The organism is Flavobacterium aureirubrum (genome assembly GCF_038739835.1).
In the GTDB taxonomy this organism is placed as follows: Bacteria; Bacteroidota; Bacteroidia; order Flavobacteriales; family Flavobacteriaceae; genus Flavobacterium; species Flavobacterium aureirubrum.
The window spans coordinates 153571-172259 of sequence record NZ_JBCGDO010000002.1; the positions used below are offsets into that span (position 1 = coordinate 153571).

The 18689-nt window shown below is 33.1% G+C and carries 24 protein-coding genes and 1 pseudogene; 16 read left to right on the forward strand and 9 right to left on the reverse strand.

Annotation, left to right across the window (positions count from 1 at the left end):
* Positions 1-196 precede the first annotated feature (196 nt).
* From WFZ85_RS02915 to WFZ85_RS02940, 6 genes are all read left to right on the forward strand, one after another.
* Positions 197-1411 carry an aminotransferase class V-fold PLP-dependent enzyme gene (locus tag WFZ85_RS02915; RefSeq protein ID WP_342694786.1) on the forward strand — a complete coding sequence of 405 codons (1215 nt, stop codon included), beginning with the start codon at positions 197-199 and terminating at the stop codon, positions 1409-1411.
* Positions 1412-1421: 10 nt separating this feature from the next.
* A complete protein-coding gene (locus WFZ85_RS02920; RefSeq protein ID WP_342694787.1) occupies positions 1422-1856 on the forward strand; it encodes a hypothetical protein in 435 nt (144 codons plus the stop codon).
* 54 nt (positions 1857-1910) lie between these two features.
* On the forward strand, positions 1911-2330 hold the full coding sequence (locus WFZ85_RS02925; RefSeq protein ID WP_342694788.1) for a SufE family protein: 420 nt from the start codon (positions 1911-1913) through the stop codon (positions 2328-2330).
* A 44-nt stretch (positions 2331-2374) separates the two neighbouring features.
* Complete coding sequence (locus WFZ85_RS02930) at positions 2375-2698, forward strand: SUF system Fe-S cluster assembly protein (protein WP_342694789.1); 324 nt, start codon at positions 2375-2377, stop codon at positions 2696-2698.
* Between the two features lie 69 nt (positions 2699-2767).
* Positions 2768-3274, forward strand: coding sequence for a DUF2480 family protein (locus tag WFZ85_RS02935; protein ID WP_342694790.1), 507 nt, complete (start codon positions 2768-2770; stop codon positions 3272-3274).
* An 87-nt stretch (positions 3275-3361) separates the two neighbouring features.
* Positions 3362-4255 carry a DUF3078 domain-containing protein gene (locus WFZ85_RS02940; protein ID WP_342694791.1) on the forward strand — a complete coding sequence of 298 codons (894 nt, stop codon included), beginning with the start codon at positions 3362-3364 and terminating at the stop codon, positions 4253-4255.
* Positions 4256-4365: 110 nt separating this feature from the next.
* Here WFZ85_RS02940 and WFZ85_RS02945 read toward each other — a convergent pair whose 3' ends face one another.
* Entirely contained in the window at positions 4366-4605 is a 240-nt protein-coding gene (locus WFZ85_RS02945) for a hypothetical protein (RefSeq protein WP_342694792.1), read from the reverse strand.
* 157 nt (positions 4606-4762) lie between these two features.
* On the reverse strand, positions 4763-5905 hold the full coding sequence (locus WFZ85_RS02950) for a cystathionine gamma-synthase (protein ID WP_342694793.1): 1143 nt from the start codon (positions 5903-5905) through the stop codon (positions 4763-4765).
* Positions 5906-6065: 160 nt separating this feature from the next.
* Between WFZ85_RS02950 and WFZ85_RS02955 the strand changes: the two genes are divergently transcribed.
* The 8 genes from WFZ85_RS02955 to WFZ85_RS02990 all read left to right on the forward strand — a co-directional run bounded on the left by WFZ85_RS02955 (position 6066) and on the right by WFZ85_RS02990 (position 11948).
* Positions 6066-6419 (forward strand): arsenate reductase family protein, encoded by a 354-nt coding sequence (locus WFZ85_RS02955; RefSeq protein WP_342694794.1) that lies wholly within the window; start codon positions 6066-6068, stop codon positions 6417-6419.
* Positions 6419-7306 carry a DMT family transporter gene (locus WFZ85_RS02960; protein WP_342694795.1) on the forward strand — a complete coding sequence of 296 codons (888 nt, stop codon included), beginning with the start codon at positions 6419-6421 and terminating at the stop codon, positions 7304-7306. Before WFZ85_RS02955 ends, WFZ85_RS02960 begins: the two co-directional genes overlap by 1 nt.
* A 59-nt stretch (positions 7307-7365) precedes the next feature.
* The gene (locus WFZ85_RS02965; RefSeq protein ID WP_342694796.1) at positions 7366-7740 is read left to right on the forward strand and encodes a four helix bundle protein; all 375 of its coding nucleotides are present in this window, start codon (positions 7366-7368) and stop codon (positions 7738-7740) included.
* A 104-nt stretch (positions 7741-7844) separates the two neighbouring features.
* Positions 7845-8705 (forward strand): YicC/YloC family endoribonuclease, encoded by an 861-nt coding sequence (locus tag WFZ85_RS02970; RefSeq protein ID WP_133532406.1) that lies wholly within the window; start codon positions 7845-7847, stop codon positions 8703-8705.
* Positions 8706-8794: 89 nt separating this feature from the next.
* A complete protein-coding gene (gmk, locus tag WFZ85_RS02975; RefSeq protein WP_342694797.1) occupies positions 8795-9367 on the forward strand; it encodes a guanylate kinase in 573 nt (190 codons plus the stop codon).
* A gap of 96 nt (positions 9368-9463) precedes the next feature.
* On the forward strand, positions 9464-10045 hold the full coding sequence (gene nadD, locus WFZ85_RS02980) for a nicotinate (nicotinamide) nucleotide adenylyltransferase (RefSeq protein WP_342694798.1): 582 nt from the start codon (positions 9464-9466) through the stop codon (positions 10043-10045).
* Positions 10046-10050: 5 nt separating this feature from the next.
* Positions 10051-10713 (forward strand): hypothetical protein, encoded by a 663-nt coding sequence (locus WFZ85_RS02985; RefSeq protein ID WP_342694799.1) that lies wholly within the window; start codon positions 10051-10053, stop codon positions 10711-10713.
* A gap of 68 nt (positions 10714-10781) precedes the next feature.
* Positions 10782-11948, forward strand: coding sequence for an iron-containing alcohol dehydrogenase (locus WFZ85_RS02990; RefSeq protein WP_342694800.1), 1167 nt, complete (start codon positions 10782-10784; stop codon positions 11946-11948).
* A 156-nt stretch (positions 11949-12104) separates the two neighbouring features.
* Here the strand turns inward: WFZ85_RS02990 and WFZ85_RS02995 are convergent, their stop codons facing one another.
* A complete protein-coding gene (locus WFZ85_RS02995) occupies positions 12105-12227 on the reverse strand; it encodes a hypothetical protein (RefSeq protein ID WP_342694801.1) in 123 nt (40 codons plus the stop codon).
* Between the two features lie 15 nt (positions 12228-12242).
* Here WFZ85_RS02995 and WFZ85_RS03000 point away from each other — a divergent pair, with 15 nt between their 5' ends.
* Complete coding sequence (locus tag WFZ85_RS03000) at positions 12243-13238, forward strand: NAD(P)H-dependent glycerol-3-phosphate dehydrogenase (protein ID WP_342694802.1); 996 nt, start codon at positions 12243-12245, stop codon at positions 13236-13238.
* A 1-nt stretch (position 13239) separates the two neighbouring features.
* A complete protein-coding gene (locus WFZ85_RS03005; protein ID WP_342694803.1) occupies positions 13240-13464 on the forward strand; it encodes a hypothetical protein in 225 nt (74 codons plus the stop codon).
* 15 nt (positions 13465-13479) lie between these two features.
* Here the strand turns inward: WFZ85_RS03005 and WFZ85_RS03010 are convergent, their stop codons facing one another.
* The 6 genes and pseudogenes from WFZ85_RS03010 to WFZ85_RS03035 form a co-directional block, all read right to left on the reverse strand.
* Complete coding sequence (locus WFZ85_RS03010) at positions 13480-13887, reverse strand: hypothetical protein (protein ID WP_342694804.1); 408 nt, start codon at positions 13885-13887, stop codon at positions 13480-13482.
* Positions 13888-13975: 88 nt separating this feature from the next.
* The gene (gene pheS / locus WFZ85_RS03015) at positions 13976-14995 is read right to left on the reverse strand and encodes a phenylalanine--tRNA ligase subunit alpha (RefSeq protein WP_342694805.1); all 1020 of its coding nucleotides are present in this window, start codon (positions 14993-14995) and stop codon (positions 13976-13978) included.
* A gap of 66 nt (positions 14996-15061) precedes the next feature.
* Positions 15062-15418, reverse strand: a complete 357-nt coding sequence (locus tag WFZ85_RS03020) for a hypothetical protein (protein ID WP_342694806.1) — start codon at positions 15416-15418, stop codon at positions 15062-15064.
* 110 nt (positions 15419-15528) lie between these two features.
* Complete coding sequence (locus WFZ85_RS03025; protein ID WP_342694807.1) at positions 15529-16275, reverse strand: tetratricopeptide repeat protein; 747 nt, start codon at positions 16273-16275, stop codon at positions 15529-15531.
* A 50-nt stretch (positions 16276-16325) separates the two neighbouring features.
* Positions 16326-16707, reverse strand: a pseudogene (locus WFZ85_RS03030) (GxxExxY protein).
* A gap of 197 nt (positions 16708-16904) precedes the next feature.
* The gene (locus tag WFZ85_RS03035) at positions 16905-18671 is read right to left on the reverse strand and encodes a BatD family protein (RefSeq protein ID WP_342694808.1); all 1767 of its coding nucleotides are present in this window, start codon (positions 18669-18671) and stop codon (positions 16905-16907) included.
* Positions 18672-18689: the final 18 nt, after the last annotated feature.

Consider the following 18689-nt stretch of genomic DNA (forward strand, 5'->3'; position numbering starts at 1 on the left):
CAGTCCATTTTATTAAAGTCTATATCTATGTTTAAAACTGAGTTTTCTAGCTAATCTATTTACATGTATATTATATGTTTCTGGGTGGTTAAAACAAAAGCTATTGTTTGATGAACATTCAATAATTATTAACAAACGTTTGATAGAAAACCATTTCTAAATGTGTACTTTTGTATTTAGAATTTTTATAAATAAGATGTTAGATATACAAAAAATAAGAGCCGATTTTCCTATTCTTTCACAAAAAGTGAACGGAAAACCACTTGTCTACTTTGATAACGGCGCCACTTCGCAAAAACCACAAGTCGTTATTGATGCCATATCAAAATATTACCAAGAAATTAATGCCAATATTCATCGTGGTGTTCACACGTTAAGCCAGTTAGCAACTGATGCTTATGAAGTTTCTCGTGGTAAATTACAACACCACATTAATGCAAAATTTCCCTATGAAGTCATTTTTACTTCGGGAACAACACATGGAATAAATGCTGTGGCCAACGGATTTGCTTCGATTTTAAAAGTTGGTGATGAGGTCTTGGTTTCGGCATTAGAACATCATAGTAATATTGTGCCTTGGCAAATGTTATGCGAAAAAACAGGTGCAAAATTGGTAGTAATTCCAATGAATGTTGAAGGTGAATTGATTATTTCAGAATTTGATAAATTACTTTCAGAGAAAACTAAAATCGTTACAGTTAATCATATTTCAAACGCGTTAGGAACTTTAAATCCTATAAAATATATTATTGATAAAGCACATGAAGTTGGCGCGGCAGTTTTAATCGATGGCGCGCAAGCTGTTCCTCATTTAAAACCCGATGTTCAAGACATGGATTGCGATTTCTATGTGTTTTCAGGTCATAAAATTTGCGGACCAACAGGTGTTGGTATTTTATACGGAAAAGAAGAATGGCTCCGAAAATTACCACCATATCAAGGTGGCGGCGAAATGATTGCAACAGTTTCTTTTGAAAAAACTACTTATGCCGATTTGCCACATAAATTTGAAGCTGGAACACCCAATATCGCTGGAGGAATTGTGCTTGGAACTGCAATTGATTACTTGAATGAAATTGGTTTTGAAAACATTCAGGCCTACGAACACGAATTATTAGAATACGGAACAAAAAAACTCCTTGAAATTGAAGGTCTGAAAATCTTTGGAACGGCAAAAGAAAAAACATCAGTAATTTCATTTAATATAGAAGGAATTCATCCGTATGACATTGGTACAATTGTTGACAAGTTAGGAATAGCAGTACGAACTGGACATCATTGTGCGCAACCCATTATGGATTTTTACCAAATTCCGGGAACTATAAGAGCTAGTTTTGCTTTTTATAACACTAAAGAAGAAATTGATATCTTTGTTGAAGCTTTAAAAAAAGCACAGCTGATGTTGTCTTAAAACCAAAAAAATGAAAGCAATAGGGATGATTTTACTATCAATTTTTTTAGGAAAAAGTTGTAGTAATCAGGCACAAAATGATATAACCAACACTACACTTCAGTACACAGCGACTACTCGAGGATTTTATCAAAGAATTATAGTAGCAAATCAAAAAGCGACCATTTCGACTGATAGAAACCAAAAAGAAATTCCAAAAGAAGTTAAGATTTCCGATAAAGATTGGAAAGAACTAGTAGATTATTTTCAAAAAGTAGACCTAGAGAGCATTCCACAATTAAAAGACCCAACACAAAAACGATTTTATGATGGCGCAGCAATTGCCAATTTAAAAATTCGTCATAAAGATAAAAACTACGAAACCACGGATTTTGACCACGAGTTTCCACCTGCAGAAATAGAAAAATTGGTGAATAAAATCGTTTCATTTTCCAAAGAAGAATGAAATATTTTCAGCATAAATGACAATAAAAGAAACTGAAACAAGTTCAGATAAAGAATGAAAATAAAAGAAATACAAGACGAAATTGTAGAGGAGTTTTCAATGTTTGATGATTGGATGCAACGCTACGAATACATCATCGAATTGGGAAAATCACTTCCTTTAATTGATGAAAAATATAAAACTGAAGACAATATTATCAAAGGTTGTCAGTCTAAAGTTTGGGTTCATGGCGAGCAAAATGATGATAAAATAGTTTTTACTGCCGACAGCGATGCGATTTTGACCAAAGGAATTATCGCAATTTTAATTAGAACTTTTTCCAATCAAAAAGCAGCCGATATTCTTGATGCGAATACCGATTTTATCGATAAAATTGGACTAAAAGAACATTTGTCTCCAACACGAGCTAACGGTTTAGTTTCTATGATTAAACAAATAAAAATGTATGCTTTGGCGTTTAGCGCAAAGAATTAATAATTAAAAAATAGACGAGATTACTGCATAACTCGCATTGACATATGGAAGAATTTAAAGATGAAATAAACTTAGGAGAAAATGTAGTGAAAACCTTAAAAGGAATTTACGACCCAGAAATTCCTGTAGATATATACGAATTAGGATTAATCTACGATGTGATGATTAATGAAGACAATGAGGTAAAAGTATTGATGACATTAACTTCGCCAAATTGTCCTGTTGCAGAAACGTTACCGCGCGAAGTAGAAGAAAAAATCCAAAAAATAGACACCGTTAAATCCTGTGAAGTAGAAATTACTTTCGATCCGCCTTGGAGCAAAGATTTAATGAGTGAAGAAGCAAAGTTAGAATTGGGAATGCTTTAATTAGTATTCAGTTTCCAGTCACAGTATTCAGATAACTGCGACTGGAAACTGCGACTGAAAACTAAAAAAATGGACGAAATCATCAATAAAGTAGCCAACTCGTCACTCGAAGTTTTCGATTTAGAAGACTATTATCTAAACGGAATTCGGACACAAATTGACATTTCACAATGGCTTTATGAAGGTTTTTTATTAAAAGAAAAAGACTTTAGAGAAGCATTGAAAAATCACGATTGGTCACAATATCATAATCAATTAGTTGCTATCCATTGTTCCACTGACGCTATTTTGCCTGCTTGGGCAAGTATTTTAATTGCGACATACGCTTCGCCTTTTGCAAAGAAAGTAGTGCTAGGAACAAAAATTGAATTAGAAACCGCACTTTACCAAGAAATCTTATCTAAAATTGACTACTCAAAATACCAAGATAAACCAGTAATTTTAAAGGGTTGTTCAAAAAAACCTGTACCAGAAAGTGCTTATATCATGGCAATTCAAGAACTTCAAAAAGTAGCAAAAAGTGTCATGTATGGCGAAGCTTGTTCTGCTGTTCCATTATTCAAAAAATCTAAATAATTAGTTACTAGAAAGTTATATTTTTTTATTCGTTTGCAAAATTTAAATGGATTTGTACCTTTGCACCCGAAAATTAAATAATTAACAATGAAAAAAATTTTACTAGTACTAACTTTGGTTTCTTCATTAACATTTGCTCAAACAAAACAAGAAATTAAAGATATTGAAAAAGTTACCAAAGCTGTTGAAGACACTACGAGAACTTCAGGTTGGGTAAAAAAAGGACTTTTTACGACGCTTTTTAATCAATCAAGTTTTGATAACTGGCTAGCTGGTGGTCAAAGTAATTTGTCAATTAACGCCAGTTTAAACTATGACATGAATTATAAAAGTGAAAACACGGCTTGGGATAATAAACTTTTAATGGGTTATGGTATTACAAAAATTCAAGGTGCTGATCTTTTAAAGTCAGATGATAGAATTGAGTTTATATCCTTGTATGGTAGAAAAGCCAAAGGAAATTGGTATTACTCTGGTTTTTTCAATTTTAAGTCGCAATTAACTACTAATCTCGGCAATAATCCAGCTAATTGGTCGTTACCTAAAACTACTAGCTTTTTTAGTCCTGCTTTTATACAAATTGGTCCAGGTATGTTATGGAAAAAAAGTGACAATTGTAAAGTGAATTTTGCTCCTGCAACATCTCGTTTTATTATAGTTATGGATCAAGTTCTTGCAGATGCAGGTGCTTTTGGGGTTGACCCAGGCGATAACCTGAGATACGAACTTGGAGCAGCAATTTCGGGATATTATAAATTTAGTATTGTCACAAATGTAACAGTTGAAAATATTTTAAATCTATATTCAAACTATCTCGAAGATCCACAAAACGTGGATTTAGATTATCAAATTAATGTCGCAATGAAAATTAACAAGTGGTTGACTTCCAATATTACATTGCACACTATTTATGATGATAATGCCTTCAGAGGTTTTCAAACAAGACAATTGTTTGGTTTAGGATTTAACTATGGGTTTTAAACTAACCATCAATTAAAAAAGAGCCGTTTCTTAACTAAGAAACGGCTCTTTTCATCTGTACTAATCTGAAAAAAAATTAAAATTGAACGCTAGAACTTTAAAAGGTTAAACTACTTCTTAAAACGTTTGTTGCCATGCGATTGTAATGCTTTTCCTTTATATGAAGTAGCATAACTTTTCACGGATTTTTGTGAAATAGTTTTAGGTTTACTTACAGTGCTAAATCTTGAACCAGAACCTCTTGAACTTTCTTCATTAGGTAGTTTTGTAAAAGCAATGGCTTTGGCACTAAAAAGGATTAAAAGAAAAAGCAATAATTTGAAAGCATCTTTGGTAGTAATTGTTTTCATTTGGGGATGATTTTAAAATTAAACATATCAAACTTATAAAATGTTTTTAAAAAATCGCCAAAACAACTAAAATTATCGATGAAATACACTTTTTATGATAAAAAATAAGTATTTAACTATAAAAAAAGAAATAATATTCTTGTTTATAAGTCAATTATTATCTAAACGCTTGTTCTAAATCAGCTAATAAATCATCAATATCTTCTACACCAACGCTTAAACGAACTAAATCATCAGTTATACCAACTTCCAATCGTTTGTCTTCAGGAATGGAAGCATGTGTCATTAAAGCTGGATGATTAGCTAAACTTTCCACACCACCAAGCGATTCAGCTAAAGTGAATACTTTTACTTTTTCTAAAAATGAAATGGCATCTTCTTTTTTACCTGATTTGAAAGTGAAAGAAACCATTCCACCAAAACCGCTCATTTGTTTTTTGGCAATTTCATGAAAAGGATGATCAGGCAATCCTGGATAGAAAACTTTGTCAACCTCTGGATGATTGGCTAAAAAGTTGGCTACTTTTTCTCCGTTTTCACAATGTCTTTGCACACGTAAATGCAGGGTTTTGATACCACGTAAAACCAAGAAACTATCCATTGGACCAAGTGTTCCGCCTGTGGCAAATTGTTTGAAATGTAATTCGTCACCTAAGGTTTTATCTTTGATAACCAAAGCACCAGCAATAACATCTGAATGTCCGCCAAGGTATTTCGTAGCCGAATGCATTACGATGTCAGCACCTAAATCCAAAGGTTTTTGCAAATAAGGCGTGGCAAATGTATTATCAACCGCAAAAAGGATGTTGTGTTTTTTAGTGATTTTCGCGATTTCGGCAATGTCTGCCAATTTCATCAACGGATTTGTTGGTGTTTCAACCCAAACCAATTTGGTGTTTTCATTTATCAATGACTGTAATTTTTCTAAATCGGTCATGTCTACGAAGTGAAATGTAATACCACTATCTTTATACAAACGAGTGAACAAACGATACGTTCCGCCATATAAATCGTCCATAGCGATGATTTCATCACCAGCTTTAAATAGTCGCAATAAACAATCAGTTGCGGCTAATCCAGAGGCAAAAGCTAAACCTCGTGCACCATTTTCTATCGAAGCCAAAGCATCTTCTAGCGCTTGACGTGTTGGATTTGCGGCACGAGAATATTCATAATCGCCAACAGGTTTTCCTGGTGAAACTTGTGCATAAGTTGAGGTTTGAAAAACGGGTGGCATTACTGCACCAGTTACTTCTTCATGGTGTTGATTTCCATGTATGACTTTGGTATTGAATTTCATTGAATTAATTTTTTTTACAAAAATAGCGAGTTTTTTGTTTTTTGAACCATTAAGAAAATTAAGTTCATTAAGAAAAAAGCAAAACTTAATTTTCTTAAATATCTTAATGGTTTAAATCTATGAAATGAATTCAAAATCTTACTTTTGCAAAAAGAAATTTATGACCAATAAAATATACTATCTCGCATCATGTGACACGTGTAGAAAAATTATAAAATCACTTCCAAATTCAGACCGATTAACGTTTCACGACATTCGTCAAAATCCAATAAATGAGCAAGAATTGGATGAAATGTACCAACTATCAGCAAGTTACGAAGCATTATTTAGCAAAAAAGCACAGCTTTATAAATCGATGGATTTAAAAAATAAAAATCTAACCGAAGCTGATTTCAAAAAGTATCTTTTAGAACATTACACGTTTTTAAGCCGACCAGTTTTTATTATTGATGATAAAATTTATATTGGAAATAGTCAAAAAAATGTTCTAGAAGTGATTAAAATTTTGAGTTAATGTCTAAAAGAAATTGGGCATTACTTGCTGCGACTTTAGTTTCTATAATTTATGGCGTTACGTTTACAATTGCTAAAGATGTAATGCCAAAATATGTTGACCCTTTTGGATTTATTTTAATGCGAGTTGGTGGTTCAATGCTTTTGTTTTGGCTTATTACGCCATTTTTTTCCACTGAAAAAATCGAAAAACAAGATTTTCCCCGAATTATTGCTGCGGCGTTTTTTGGTGTTGCTTTAAACATGCTTACTTTTTTCAAAGGATTAAGTTACACTTCGCCAATTATGGGTGCGGTTTTAATGGTAACAACGCCAATGATTGTGCTTGTTCTTTCGGCACTATTGATGAAAGAACGAATGCAAAACCGAAAGATTTTTGGTTTGATTTTAGGATTAATCGGAACCGTTTTTCTAATTCTTTATGGAAAATCAGTAATCAATGCTAGTAATGCAACTTTGGGAAATATTTTGGTTTTTATCAATGCGGTTTCCTATGGTTTTTATCTGATAATCGTTAAAAAACTAATGGATAAATACAATGCTTTTGCCTTTGTAAAATGGATTTATACTTTCGGATTTTTGATGGTTTTGCCTTTTGGTTGGAGCGAATTTCAAGCGGTTGATTATGTAAATCTTCCAACCGATATTATTTGGAAAATAGGTTTTGTCGTAGTCTTTTCCACGTTTTTGACTTATTTGCTTAACTTAGTTTCCATGCGCGAATTAAAACCAACAACCGTTGCGGTTTTTATTTATTTGCAACCGCTTTTTGCCACTATTTTTGCCGTAAGTTTAGGAAAAGATGATGTTACTTGGGTGAAAATTATTTCGGCAGTTTTAATCTTTACTGGAGTCTATTTGGTAACGCAGAAAAAAAGTAGTCAGTAAGCAGTTTTCAGTTTTCAGTCGCAGTGAGCAGTCTTAGTATTGAATATTAATAAAGATATATGGATTATAAAGAGTTATTAGCATACAGAAAAGCATTTTCTTTAGCAATGGATGTTTTTAAAGTTTCGAAGTCATTCCCAAAAGAAGAAACCTATTCATTAACTGACCAAATAAGACGTTCTTCAAGAAGTGTATGTTCAAATATGGCTGAAGCTTATAGAAAAAGAAGGTATGTAAATCATTTCATAAGTAAATTAACCGATTGTGACGGTGAAAATTCAGAAACAAGTACTTGGCTTGATTTTGCTTTAGAATGTGAATATGTTAGTAGTGAAATTCATAGAGATTTAAATGAAAAAGCGGTAGAAGTTGGAAAATTTATCAATTATATGATTAACAATCCAGATAAATTTGGTTGCAATTTAGAAAAGTAAAAACTGAAAACTGTCCCGAAGCTTCGAAACTGAAAACTGCGACTGAAAACTGTGACTGAACACTGAACACTTTTTCATATATTTGAAGTCAATAAAATACAAGAATGATACAATCAATGACCGGTTTTGGAAAGGCAACTTTGCAATTACCAACCAAAAAAATTACAGTAGAAATAAAATCGCTAAACAGTAAAGGTTTAGATTTAAATACGCGAATGCCCTCAGTTTTTCGAGAAATGGAATTGGGTTTACGCAATCAGCTTTCGCAAAAATTAGAGCGCGGAAAAGTGGATTTTTCACTATATGTTGAGGTTACAGGTGAAGAAACATCGTCAAAAATCAATGTTCCAATTGTAAAAGGTTACATCAATCAAATGAAAGCAGTTATTCCAAATGCTGATGAAACGGAATTAATGAAAATGGCAGTTCGTATGCCAGATGCATTAAAAACCGAACGCGACGAAATTGATGAAAACGAATGGAAACAAATTCAAACCGTGATTGATGAAGCGTTGCAAAATATCATTCAATTTCGAATTGATGAAGGTGTTTCGCTAGAAAAAGAATTTTTACACAGAATTGCCAATATCATGACGTTGATGAACAATGCAGTAGCGTATGATGCGGAACGTGTTGAAACCGTTAAAACGAGATTACGAACCGCTTTGGATGAATTAAAAGAAAACGTAGATGAAAATCGTTTTGAACAAGAATTGATTTTTTACCTCGAAAAATATGATATTACAGAAGAGAAAGTTCGCTTAGAAAATCACTTAAATTATTTCATAGAAACCCTTGCAGGAACTGAAGCCAACGGAAGAAAACTAGGTTTCATCACTCAAGAAATGGGAAGAGAAATCAACACGATGGGTTCAAAATCCAACCATTCTGAAATGCAAAAATTGGTAGTGATGATGAAGGATGAGTTGGAGAAGATAAAGGAACAGGTTTTGAATGTTTTATAAAAATCCTGCAAGGTTTTCGAAACCTTGTAGGTATCAACTAAATAAACCTACGAGGTTTTTGAAACCTCGCAGGAAATAAACACAACACAATGCAAAAAGGAAAATTATTAGTCTTTTCAGCGCCATCAGGTTCGGGAAAAACAACCATAGTAAGGCATTTATTGCAACAAGACGATTTGAATTTAGAGTTTTCAATTTCGGCCGCAACTCGCGAACCACGCGGACAAGAAGTTAACGGAAAAGATTATTACTTTATGTCGATTGAGCAGTTCAAAAAACACATCAAAGCCGAAGATTTTATCGAATGGGAAGAAGTTTATCGCGATAATTTTTATGGAACATTAAAAAGTGAAGTCGAACGCATTTGGGCAAAAGGCAAAAACGTAATTTTCGACATTGATGTAGCTGGCGGATTGCGTATAAAGTCAAAATTTCCGCAAGAAACATTAGCCGTTTTTGTTAAACCGCCAAGTGTTGATGAACTAAAACGCCGTTTAAAAGAACGTTCCACCGAAAGCGATGATAAAATCAATATGCGAATTGCAAAAGCACATGTTGAATTGGCAACCGCGCCACAATTTGACAAAATCATTAAAAATTATGATTTGGAAGTGGCAAAAGCTGAAGCGTATAAGTTGGTGAAAAGTTTTGTAACAAATTAAAATTATAGCACAAAGTCACTCAAAGTAGGCACAAATTAGCACAAAAACTTCGTGAAACTTTGCGAAAAACTTCGTGAAACTCTGTGAAACAAAAAAATGAAAATCGGTCTCTATTTCGGAACCTTCAACCCCATTCACGTTGGGCATTTAATCATTGCCAATCACATGGCGGAACATTCAGATTTGGATCAAATTTGGATGGTTGTAACGCCACATAATCCGCATAAGCAGAAGAACACCTTGCTGGACGATTATCAACGTTTATATATGGTTCAATTAGCAACCGAAGATTTCCCTAAAATTAAAGCTTCTGATATTGAGTTCAAATTACCGCAGCCTAATTTTACCGTAAATACATTAGCCCATTTGCTTGAAAAATATCCAAAGCATGAGTTTTCATTAATTATGGGCGAAGACAACTTAAATTCGCTGCACAAATGGAAAAACTACGAGTATATTTTAGAACATCACAATATTTATGTTTATCCCAGATTGAATTCGGGTGAAATAGATGAGCAATTTGTCAATCATAATAAAATCCATCGTGTTGGTGCGCCAGTGATTGAACTTTCGTCAACTTTTATCCGCGAAAGCATCAAAAACAAAAAAAATGTAATGCCGATGTTGCCTTATAAAGTTTGGGAATATGTTGATAATAATAATTTTTATAAGAAATAGAAATTATGTTTCAAGGAGAAATTTTCATCCCAAAAAAGAAACCTTTTTTAAATTTAACTCTCTCTGAAAAGTTAAGTTGGGGTTCATTGGTAAGTATTCTTGTTTACTGTTTTATTTTTCTAATTGATGAGATATGGAATTCAAGTAAAATAAAATATTATGTAAACGAACATACATTTGTAAATCAAATATTTGGAACTGTTTTTGGAATTACTTTTATTTCTAGTATTTTTCTTCGTTTTAAAGAATTTGAAAATCTAAATGGAGAATTAAAAGGCAAATTAATCATTGACAGAAATGGAATTACTATCAATGATAATTTATACGAAGCTTCAAAAATTTTAAATTTTAAGATAAATATGATTGATTATTATGGACAAAAGACAAACTACTCAAAATCTGGTCCATATTATTTTTTAGGTGTAAAAAACAATTTAAGCTTTGATTTTGAAACAGAGAAAGTCGCTATTAATTTTCAAATAAATTCTGAAACACATCTTTATGAATTGAAATGGATTTTACTCAATATTATTTGTGAAGAAAAAATTCCTTTTCAAAGATGTTATTTAAAGTTTTTTGATGATGAGTTTAGAGATACACCAACATTTAAAAGATTTACGGAAAAACTTTTGCTAGATAAAAGATTAGTTCTTTCAGATATCGAATAATAACTTAACATTCCTTTACCACTTGTTCCTTCAATCGTTTCGTAAATTTGTTCTCTAAAATTTTTACAATGAACAATTTCGAATTATACAATCCAGTCAATTATATTTTTGGCAAAGGACAAACAGAAAAACTAGCTACATTAGTTCCAAAAGAAGCGAAAGTTCTATTGGCTTATGGTGGAGGAAGTATTTTTAAAAATGGCGTTCACGAAGCCATAACATCAGCTTTAAAAGGCTATGATATTACTGAGTTTGGTGGCATCGAACCCAATCCTCGATTTGAAACTTTGATGAAAGCCGTTCAAATTATTCGCGAACAAAAAATCGATTTTATTTTAGCCGTTGGTGGTGGAAGCGTTATTGATGGCGTAAAATTTATTTCCGCAGCTGTCAATTTTGAAGGCGATGCAGCCGATATTCTTAAAAAGAGAATTCTATTTACCGATGTTTCAAAAGTAATTCCTTTTGGAACCGTTTTAACCTTGCCAGCAACAGGTTCCGAGATGAATTCCGGTGCTGTGGTAACGATAGAAGCAACTCAAGAAAAACTCACGCTTGGCGGAAGCGCTTTGTTTCCTAAATTCTCAATTGTAGATCCAACCGTAATTACTTCGTTGCCAAAACGTCAGTTACAAAATGGTGTTGTTGATGCTTTCACTCACGTAATGGAACAATATTTAACGTTTCCTCACGATGCACTTTTGCAAGACCGTTTTGCTGAAAGCATTTTAAAAACGCTAATCGAAGTTGGACCAAGTGTTGTTGAAAATCCAAGTGATTATAAATTAGCTTCCAACTTTGTTTGGAGCGCAACGATGGCATTAAACGGATTAATCCAAAAAGGTGTTCCGTCCGATTGGGCAACGCACATGATTGGTCACGAATTGACCGCTTTATATGAAATTGATCACGCTAGAACTTTGGCAATCATTGGTCCAAATTTGTACAAAGTCATGTTTGAAACCAAAAAAGATAAATTGGCACAATACGGCGAAAGAGTTTGGAACATCACCGGAAATTCTATCGAAGAAAAAGCCGAGAAAGCAATTGAAAAAACCGTTGAATTTTTCCACACCATGGGAATGAAAACCAAAATCTCCGAAAACGCTGAAAACATCGAAAAAACAGCCGATTTTATCGTAAATCGTTTTGAAGAAAGAGGTTGGAAAGCATTAGGAGAAAAACAAAACGTAACTATAGAAAAAGTGAGGGAAATCGTAGAAATGAGTTATTAAGTTTTTACGATAAAAAATAGTTAAAGCGTTCGGAAGTAATTCGGAGTGCTTTTTATTTTGAAGCTGATCCTGCTTTCCATTTCAAGATTGCTTGCAAAAATCTTTTTTTTCTAAATCCTAAAAAGAGCTTCTCCCGAAGCGTCGGGTGTCGCTTTTCTAAGATAATAAAAAATAGATTTTCTCTGCGCAATGCATTCCTCCCGAAGCTTCGGGATAATCAGGGCTAAACAAGGCAGCGAAGGTTTGCCCAAGCCATAAAAAATCAGTATTTTTGGTCATTCAAACGATATAGTAATGAATACAAAACCAAAGTTTGCTGTTATTGGTGGCGGAAGTTGGGCAACTGCTATTGCCAAAATGTTGTGCGTAAATCTTCCTGAAATCGCTTGGTACATGCGAAGTCAATCAGCTATAGAACATCTAAAAATAGAGCGACATAACCCTAATTACCTAAGTTCTGTAGAGTTTGATATAAAAAAGCTAAAACTTACAAATGATATTAATGAAGCTGTTGCCTACGCTGATTATCTTATTTTTGCAATTCCATCCGCTTTTTTAAGCACTGAATTAGAAAAACTAACAGTTTCTCTTCAAGACAAAATTATCTTTTCGGCAATTAAAGGAATTGTTCCTGAAACGTTCTTAATTGTAGGCGAGCATTTTCATAAAAATTTCAACATTCCCTACGAAAATATTGGCGTAATTACAGGTCCATGTCATGCCGAAGAAGTAGCGCTTGAACGTTTATCTTATTTGACCATTGCTTGTGCTGATGCTAGTAAAGCAAAAATACTAGCCAAAAATTTAGAATGTCATTTTATTAAAACAAAGATTTCAGATGATATTATTGGCACCGAATATGCCGCAATGCTGAAAAATATTTATGCTATTGCTGCCGGAATTGCGCACGGTTTGGGTTATGGCGATAATTTCCAGTCGGTAATTATGAGTAATGCCATTCGCGAAATGAAAAAGTTTATTCGTAAAGTGCATAAGATGAAACGGAATATCAATAATTCAGCTTATTTAGGCGATTTATTAGTAACAGGTTATTCAGTGTTTTCTAGAAACAGAATGTTTGGCAACATGATTGGAAAAGGATATACTGTAAAAAGCGCAATGATGGAAATGTCAATGGTTGCCGAAGGTTATTATGCTGTAAAAAGCGCGTACAAACTAAACCAAGAATACGGTGCAAAAACTCCAATTATTGATGCAGTTTATGCTATTTTGTATGAAGGGAAAGATGCAAAAACAGTGTTTAAAAAACTAACCGATAAATTAGATTAAAATGAGTGAAAGATGGAACTATCAATTGAAAATGGGTGGATTTTGGGGAATTTTCATGATTATTTTCATGACCTTATTTGAACTGAAAGAAAAACCTTTTTTAGAACAAATTTCAAGTACCAATTTTTATTTTCGTGCAATAGTTTATCTACTTATAGGCATTTTTGTTTTAGGATATGTTAATTGGAAAGCAAAAGTAAAAAGGGAGAAAATCGATCAACAATAATCACTCTTTAGTAATTTACCTTACGATAATACCATCAACAAATAAAATCGGCACTTCTTCTACATAATCGGGTGTGATGGTTTGCGCTCTGAAGATGAATTTTTTATCATATAGTGTATTTTCAATGAAGTAAGTCACCATAAATTCGTTGTTCAATCGTAAAACTTCTTTTTCTAATAATTCTATTTTTACTACTGAAACAGCGGGAACTTTAACAAAAGCATGGCGCAATAGCGAGGTTTTTTTCATTTCACCATCAATTGTTCCAAATGCGTTTGAAACGACCATTACATTCTCAATATCATAGTCAGAATCGTTAACCAGATACACGTACCAAACTTTTTCCATAAAATCATCGCTCCATTCTTGAACGGCAGCAAGGAAAACGTTTTCAACTTTTGGGATTTCGATGTCTTTTTTCATTTTTTTAAGGAAATAGGGATAAGTAATAAGGGACAAGTAATAAGGGATAAGAAACTTTTGTCTTTTCCCTTATCCCTTTAAACTTTATTTATATACTCGCTTTAAACTGTTCCAAGAAACGAACATCATTTTCATAGAACATTCTGATGTCACCAATTTGGTACAATAACATTGCAATACGTTCTATTCCCATTCCGAAAGCAAATCCGTTGTATTCGTCAGGATTAATGCCGCAGTTTTTCAAAACATTTGGATCAACCATTCCACAACCCATTATTTCCAGCCAACCTGTTCCTTTAGTGATTCTGTAATCGGTTTCGGTTTTTAAACCCCAATAAATATCAACTTCGGCACTTGGTTCTGTGAAAGGAAAGTAACTTGGACGCAAACGAATTTTTGATTTTCCGAACATTTCTTTGGTGAAATATAAAAGTGTTTGTTTTAAATCGGCAAACGAAACATCTTTGTCAATATACAATCCTTCCACTTGATGGAAAATACAATGTGAACGCGATGATACCGCTTCATTACGAAAAACTCTTCCCGGAGAAATCGTACGAATTGGTGGTTTATTGTTTTCCATATAACGAACCTGAACAGATGAGGTGTGTGTTCTGAGTAAAACATCAGGATTGGTTTGGATGAAAAAAGTATCCTGCATATCTCTTGCTGGATGATATTCGGGCAAGTTTAAGGCAGTGAAATTATGCCAATCGTCTTCGATTTCTGGACCTTCGGAAACATTAAAGCCAATGGTAGAAAAAATATCGATAATTTGATTTTTTACAATAGAAATTGGATGACGAGAACCAATAGCAATAGGTTCAGAAGGACGTGTTAAATCGCCATAAATCCCAACACTTTCCACTTTACTTTCTAGCGCTTCTTGAATGGATTTTACCTTTTCTTCACAAGTGTTCTTTAGTGTATTTATGACTTGACCAAATTCCTTTTTCTGGTCATTAGGCACATTTTTAAATTCGGCAAATAAATCTTTGAGTAAGCCTTTACTACCTAAAAATTTAATTCGGAATTGCTCGAGCGACTCTTTATTATCTGTTTCGAATGCTTTTGCCTCGCCAATATATTCATTAATCTTGTCTATCATGGTCATTTTTGTAAAGGTGCAAATTTAGGGAAAAGTTGGAAGTTAGAAGTTAGAAGTTGGAAGTTTTTAGTTAATAACTTCCCTTTCCAAAAAATAATTCACAATCGCTTCTTTCATTAAAACCGATTGTTCACCTGCTTTTAGCGGTGGTAATTCTTCTTTTACTTTGTAATGAGGCCAACCATCTTTATCGAAAAATTCAAATTCGTAGTAACCATAAGGCTCGAGTAAACGGCATATAGCAATATGCATTAGGTTGAGCTTTTCGTCTTTTTTGAAAGTTTGGTGTACTTTCCCGAGTTCTTGAACTCCAATTAGGTATATAATTGCATCTAAATCCAATATTTCGCCTTCAGCAAACTGATTGGAAAGGATTTCAACGACTTTGTTCCAGCGGTTTTTTAATTGTTCGTCTCTTGACATTTTAAAATAGAGAAAAGAAAATAGATGATAGAGAATAGACTTTTTGCCTAAATTTCAAATTCTAAATTCTAAGTTATGATTGCAAAGATAATGATACTGACCACCGAACACTAATTCTTTATTTCCTTTATCGCATTTTCTTCAATCCAACCCGTGGTTTCATCGGTGAGTTCTATTTTCTTCCAGTTAGCAATGCTTTCTAAGATGTAAACTTTTGTGCCTTCATGTAAAACAAAAGCATCTGATGCAGAATTTTTTGGTTCGCTTTTTACTGGCGCAGTTTCGGCAAAAACGATGGCAGGTCTTTCAGTTTCGATTCTATTTTTTTCATAAAATCCAGAAGCAGAACTTAGGAAAACTCCAAATAACCATAGGAACATTCCAAAAAAGAAAATACGTTTCATAACTGTTCTTTGTGAAAAATAATACCCCGCAAAAAAAGCTAAAAACAAGAAGGCAAAAACCACCGCTATCCAAGCCCAAGTATCATAATAATATTTTGAGGTAAAATCGGCTAGGAGTTTGTCGAAACCTACTTTTGGAATGACTTTGATATCATCAATTGCCATTTTACGGGCAAAATCAAGGTTTGTTTTTATTTCAGAATCGTTTGGACTAAGCAATAATGCTTTTTCATAATTGTAAATGGCTGGTGCTACTTTATGTAATTTGTAATAGCAATTTCCTAAATTAAAATATACTTCAGCCGATTGTTTTCCTGAGTTTATGATACTTTCAAAACTGGAAATGGCAGCTTGATAATTTTCTTTTTGATACTGTTGATTGCCTTGTTCAAAAGCGGTTTGTGCCCAAAATACTTGGGAAACGAATAATAATAATAGGAGTATTTTTTTCATTTTTATTTAACCACGAAGTTCACAAAGACGGCACAAGGAACACAAAGATTTTAAAGTGCACCATTGATAACTCTTCGAACACCGTTTTTTAAAAGTTTAACATTAAAATTAATCAATAAGCCCAATTTACAATCAGACAGTTTCAAGTAAGTAAGCAATTGAGCCAAATGAACATCATTTAATGCTTCAACCGATTTTACTTCTACAATAAATTTATCTTCAATGATAATATCAATTCTATAACCCACTTCTAAATTAACGTCTTCATAAATTAATGGAAGTGATTTTTGCTTTTCAATTTTAAGTTTTGTTTTTTAATTCATAAAACAAACATTCTTCATAAGCACTTTCAAGCAATCCTGGACCTAGAACTTTATGAACTTTTAGCGCTGATTCAAATACGATTTTTGATATATGTTCTTCAGTAATCATATTTTTTATTTAAAATCACATTTGTTTTTTAACCACGAAGTTCACAAAGAAGGCACAAGGAGCACTATTTTCAGATAGAGCTTAGTGAACTTTGTGCCTTCTTTGTGCTCAGAAATTATTTTATTTGTTTTTCCACTATTTAAAAACATTTCTTTGTGAACATCGTGCTTTCCTTGTGCTCTTAGTGGTTAAAAATATTATTTTATTTGCTTTTCTAACGCTGAAATTATAGCAACAGCTTTGTCAAAATCCTGCTGAATTGCCGTTTCAGATGATGGCGCATATCGGGCAAACTCACAGTTTTCTGTAAGTGTTATAAATTCAGAAATAGTATCTAATTGTGCATTTCTAGCTTGTAATATTTCGGATATTTTTTCTTTACTCATTTCTGAGGTTTCAATATGTATTTTGGCTTTCAAGAAATTATGCATTGCTTTTTCCAGCGCAATGTAAAAAGGTTCTTTGTTGCCCAAATGTTTTTTGGCTTCTGATAAATATTTTTTGGCTAAAGCATTTGACTTTTTGATTTTGTTTCCAAAAACGTCATTGTCAGACGCTTCTTTACGACGTTTCCCAATTATTAAAAATGGGATGGCTAAAAACGGTAAAAATACCAGTGAATAGAACAATCCTGAACCAATGAAATCCTCTTTTTCTATAGGTTGTAAAGTTGTTTTCTGCTTGTTATAAGCAAATGTTTTAGTAACCTCAACTTTATTTTTCGAAACAGCGTTAGACGTTGCTTTTTCTGAACTTGCTACGCTTGGACCATCCATAACGTTGATTGTTATGGGTTGAGAAGTTATGGTTTTATAACTATTTGAGCTTAAATCAAAATAGGTAAATCGCAATGGTTTTATTTGATAATTGCCTTTATACTGCGGAATTATAGTGTATTTATCCGATATTTTTCCAGTCATTCCAGTTAAAGGTGTTGACACATTTTCATCATGAACTGGATCATACATCTCCAAAGCCGCAGGTAAAACTGGTTTTGGTAAGGTGAATAATTTTAGGTTTCCTGTTCCTGTTACACTTACATTTAAATCTAGTGATTCACCATTTTTCAAAACTGTTTTTGACGGAATTACTTTAAAATCAAAACGGCCTACAGCACCCGAAAAATCTTCAGGTTTACCAGATTCCGGTAACGGTTTAACAGTAATAACTTTGCTTCCAGCTGATACCCGTTTGTTGTCTTCAGTCATCACAGCTTGTCCCCAAAAATTTCTTCTGTTTGTTGGAACTTGACAGTCAATATCCAAGGAAAGCGGTTCGATTTCTAGTTTACCTGATTTTTGTGGATATAAAACGGTTTTTCGCAAAACTACATAACGGTAACGTTCACCTTTGAACATGCCTTCTTGCGCTACGAGTTGTTTTATGTCAATATTTTGGCTCCAAAAATCATTGTATTTTGGTTTGTTTAGTTCACGCCAATTAGAAATACCAATGTTATAACTAAAATACAATTTATAAACTACCGTGATTGGTTCGTTAAGATATGGATTTGATTTCGATATATCAGCTACCAAATAAATGTTATCATCGGCAGAAATGGCAGGCATTTCATTTGGATCTTTTGGCAATTCTATAGCATTAGTTACATTTATTTTAACGGGCATAGTTTTATAAATCTGTCCATTAATTTCAATAGCAGCTTGTTTGATGGTTAAAGTGCCTTTTTGGGTTGGCAGTAAAATGTAGATATAGGATTTATTGAACGAACTTTTTCCGTTTATCCAAGATTGACTCACCGATTGACTTGGTCCGCCAACCACTTTAAAACCACTTTGTTCAAAATTTGGCGGGATAAAGTTATCGCCATCAGCATTCATGGTAAATTCTATTCGAAGTCTTTCATTTAACCCCAAAGTATTTTTGCTCACTTTGGCTTCAAATTGAACTTGAGCCATAAGTGTGGTTTCAAATAATAGCAGCAGTAAAACAATTACTTTTTTCATAACTTCATTTTCAAATTG